The following is a 3906-nucleotide window of genomic DNA, read 5'->3' on the forward strand; positions in this document are numbered from 1 at the left end:
CTCAAAAGTTTTATAATCAATAGGATTTAAACCAACAGTATGAACTTCTACTCTCACCTGATTTACATCCAAGGCTGTAGAGTCGATCTTCAGCAAATCTAAGACCTCTTCGTTACCGAAACGACTGTACTCTATTGCTTCAACAACCATTTTCTTTACTCCTTAATTTCACAAAATTGAGTGGACACTCATTTCTATAAATTATACTCTTAATTTGTAAGAAAATCAATATTATCGTTTGATAACGATTTATGACTTAATAAAAAATATCCATCATTTCGATTTACCAATATGATTCTTTCAATCTAACTCTCCTCACTTTTAAAGAATACTAGCCTCCTTTTTGCCCCTTCTTGAACAAAAAGAAAAACCGCTACTCCTAAGAATAGCGGTTTAATCATGTTTTTAAGCTACTAATGTAGTCGCTCTATTATTTAAGAGTAACTGAAGCTCCAGCTTCTTCCAATTTAGCTTTGATTTCTTCAGCTTCTGCAGTTGCAACGCCTTCTTTAACAAGTGCTGGTGCACCGTCAACAAGTTCTTTAGCTTCTTTAAGTCCAAGACCTGTGATTTCACGTACAACTTTGATAACGCCAACTTTTTTGTCGCCTGCAGATGTCAATTCAACGTCGAATGAATCTTTAGCAGCACCAGCGTCAGCAGCACCAGCTGCAGCAACAGCTACAGGAGCAGCTGCAGTTACACCAAATTCTTCTTCGATAGCTTTTACAAGGTCGTTCAATTCAAGGATTGAAGCTTCTTTAATTTCAGCAATAATGTTTTCAATGTTCAATGCCATTGTTATTTCCTCCAAATATGTTTTAAATTTATAATATTTTTTGTAGCTAGGCTACGCTGCGCAACTTAAGATTAAGCTGCGTCTTCTTTGCTTTCTGCAACCGCTTTGACTGCAAGAGCAACGTTGCGCACTGGCGCTTGAAGTACAGAAAGGAGCATAGAAAGAAGTCCTTCGCGGTTTGGAAGAGTTGCAAGTGCAAGAATCTCTTCTTTAGATGCGACAGCGCCTTCGATTGCACCACCTTTGATTTCAAGTGCTTCAGCGTTTTTAGAAAAGTCGTTCAAGATTTTCGCTGGTGCGATAACATCTTCGTTAGAAAATGCTACTGCAGATGGTCCAACAAATACAGATGCAAGATCTTCAAGACCAGCTTTTTCAGCTGCACGACGCAAGATTGAGTTTTTAATCACTTTATACTCAACTTCGCTTCCACGAAGCTCACGACGAAGAACTGTATCTTGCTCAACTGTCAAACCACGAGCGTCTACAACGACGATAGATGCAGCAGCTTTCATTTTTTCAGCTACTACGTCAACTAGTTCCGCTTTTTTAGCAATAATTGCTTCACTCATTAGTGTTTTCACCTCCGTTATTATTTTGCTTGGGGATATTTTTCCAAAAGAAAAACGCGCCCAAACCTAGACACGAAAGTACAATACGCTTCTTTTTACATGATACGTTTTGTCCTCGGTAGGATACTTATGAGTCGAGCTCCCCTACTGTCTTAGGCAGTTTTTTCAAACCGTATATAAGTATAGCATAGTCAAAAAAAGAATGCAAGATTTTTGCAAACTTTTTTTAAAAATTTTTTCGTGATTTTTCTTTTAAAGTTCTACTGTTAGGACTTGACCTTGCTTGACAACTTGTTGTCCGGCGATATAGACATCATCAACATCACTGGATTTAACAGCATAAACCAGGTGAGAGAGCATATTTTCTTGGGGTTGAAGATGGATTTTCCCTTGTGGTTGGATGACCAGAAAATCTGCCTGTTTACCAACTTCCAGACTTCCTATCTGCTCTTCCATCCCTAGGACTTTAGCCCCTTCGATTGTGAGTGCCTTGAGGGCTGTTTCGATCGGAAATTGGCTGGCATCTCCACTTTTCATCTTCTGAAGAAGGGCTGCAGTCCGTCCTTCCTCAAACATATCAAGGTTGTTGTTGGAAGCAACTGAATCTGTCGCAATTCCCACAGCTACTCCTGCTTTTTGCAGTTGGATAATGGGAGCAATCCCTGATGCCAGTTTGAGGTTACTGATAGGATTGTGAGCAATAGCCACTTGAGAAGTTGCCAAACGTTCAATTTCTCGCTCGTTTAATTCGACCCCGTGAGCAAAGACAGATGGATGATCTAAGTAACCCAGTTCTTCTAAAAAGGCTAGAGGACGTTTGCCGTATCGTTTCAGGATAATTCCTGACTCCTCCTTGGTCTCCGCAACATGGATATGGATAGGAATATTCAACTCTTTTGCCATATATAAGCTTTCTGCCAGCAAGTCTCTACTACAGCTGTAAGGAGAATGTGGTGCTACCATAACCTTGAAATTTGGATTTTCATATCCTAAAATTTCTTCAATGATTGCTCGAGTTCTACTTATAGTCTCAGCAGTTGTCTCTGCCTCTGAAGAAAAAAGAGTCGGTGAGAAATAACAACGCATCTTGGAATCTTTCACTGCCTGATAAATCCGCTCAATATCCACACCATTGGGATTATACATATCATTAAAGGTTGTTGTTCCTGACTGGAGCATCTCTGTCAGAGCTTCTTTGACCGCCTTAGTAGTCATGTCGGGAGTAAATCCTGCTTCTGCAGGCCAGATATGGTCATTGAGCCATTCATGGAGATTGCTATCATCTCGAATTCCTCTCAATCCGGTCATAGCAGAATGGGTGTGACAATTGACCAAACCAGGCATAATCCAGGCTCCCTGATAGTCTATAATCTGCTCAGCTTGCTCTATAATCTCTGACTGCTCTTGACCAACATAGACGATTTGAGAATCCTTAACGGCTAAGATTCCATCTAGATAAACATGGAAATCTTTGTCACAAGTCACGATATTTACATGCTGAAAGACTTTCATTCTAGGCTCCTTTTCTATAAGACAATTTACAGTGAATAATTTTTCTAGATATTGTAACAAAAAAGTCACCCGAAGGCAACTTTTTTCGTTCATAAGATTTTAAAATAGGAAGGCTTATTCTGAGCTAAAAGCTGCAGCTTGCTGCATTTGGTAATACTTGCCCTTTCTAGTCATGAGATCCTGATGATTGCCATGCTCCACAATATCGCCATCCACCAAGACAAGAATCAAATCTGCATCCTGAATAGTTGACAAACGGTGAGCAATGATAAAGCTTGTACGCCCCTTCATGAGTTTGGCAAAGGCATCCTGTACCAGCACTTCTGTCCGCGTATCAATGGAGGACGTCGCCTCGTCTAAGATAAGAATCTTGGGAATAGCTAGAAAAACTCGGGCTATGGTCAAGAGCTGAGCCTGACCGACAGAGAGAGATTCTCCAGCATTTTCCAACTTGGTATCGTAACCCTGCGGCAACTGTTGGATGAAAAAGTCTGCATTGGCTGCTTTGGCAGCAGCAATCACTTGCTCCCGACTGGCATCAGGATTTCCAAAGGCAATATTGTCATGAATGGTCCCTTGCTTGAGCCAGGTTTCTTGGAGCACCATGCCAAACTGCTGACGTAAAGAGGCACGACTATAGTCATAAATGGATTTCCCATCCAGCAAGATATCTCCCGAGTTAATGGGATAAAAACGCATGAGGAGATTGATAAGGGTTGATTTTCCAGCACCTGTCGGACCAACAATAGCCACCTTGCTACCAGCTGGAATATCAATAGATAAATCCTTAATCAAAATCTTTTCAGGATGGTAACCAAAAGAGACATGTTTAAAGGAAATAGCTCCTTTAACTTGGTCACTGGTCAAGACTTCCTTACCAGTTTCAGCCAGCTCAGTGCTATCTAAGACAGCATAGACACGCTCTGCGCAAGCAAGAGCACTTTGCAATTCGGCTAGAACTGAGGAAATATCGTTAAAGGGCTTAGTGTACTGTTGGACATAATTCAAAAAAGTCACTAAACG

4 protein-coding genes, 1 pseudogene and 1 other annotated feature are annotated in these 3906 nt (G+C 40.8%); all 5 genes and pseudogenes read right to left on the reverse strand.

Annotated elements, in window-relative coordinates; genetic code table 11:
- Nucleotides 1-150 (reverse strand): annotated as a pseudogene (locus ACLNCN_RS03855) (NADP-dependent oxidoreductase); the annotation flags it as partial.
- 280 nt (nucleotides 151-430) lie between these two features.
- Nucleotides 431-799 (reverse strand): 50S ribosomal protein L7/L12, encoded by a 369-nt coding sequence (gene rplL, locus ACLNCN_RS03860; RefSeq protein ID WP_001196965.1) that lies wholly within the window; start codon nucleotides 797-799, stop codon nucleotides 431-433.
- A gap of 71 nt (nucleotides 800-870) precedes the next feature.
- Nucleotides 871-1371: a 50S ribosomal protein L10 gene (gene rplJ, locus ACLNCN_RS03865; protein ID WP_001287278.1), complete on the reverse strand. Its 501-nt coding sequence runs from the start codon at nucleotides 1369-1371 to the stop codon at nucleotides 871-873.
- A 39-nt stretch (nucleotides 1372-1410) separates the two neighbouring features.
- Nucleotides 1411-1546, reverse strand: a sequence feature (ribosomal protein L10 leader region).
- Nucleotides 1547-1623: 77 nt separating this feature from the next.
- Nucleotides 1624-2883 carry a TRZ/ATZ family protein gene (locus tag ACLNCN_RS03870; protein ID WP_424844658.1) on the reverse strand — a complete coding sequence of 420 codons (1260 nt, stop codon included), beginning with the start codon at nucleotides 2881-2883 and terminating at the stop codon, nucleotides 1624-1626.
- Nucleotides 2884-2997: 114 nt separating this feature from the next.
- On the reverse strand, nucleotides 2998-3906 hold a 909-nt coding region (locus ACLNCN_RS03875; protein WP_424844659.1), incomplete at its 5' end, for an ABC transporter ATP-binding protein.

It is taken from the genome of Streptococcus sp. CL8.13, from assembly GCF_049737895.1.

What these genes read in the sequence shown, in the direction of transcription:
- rplL (WP_001196965.1), bottom strand. Translation starts at nt 799, where the DNA reads ATGGCATTGAACATTGAAAACATTATTGCTGAAATTAAAGAAGCTTCA.
- rplJ (WP_001287278.1), bottom strand. Translation starts at nt 1,371, where the DNA reads ATGAGTGAAGCAATTATTGCTAAAAAAGCGGAACTAGTTGACGTAGTA.
- ACLNCN_RS03870 (WP_424844658.1), bottom strand. Translation starts at nt 2,883, where the DNA reads ATGAAAGTCTTTCAGCATGTAAATATCGTGACTTGTGACAAAGATTTC.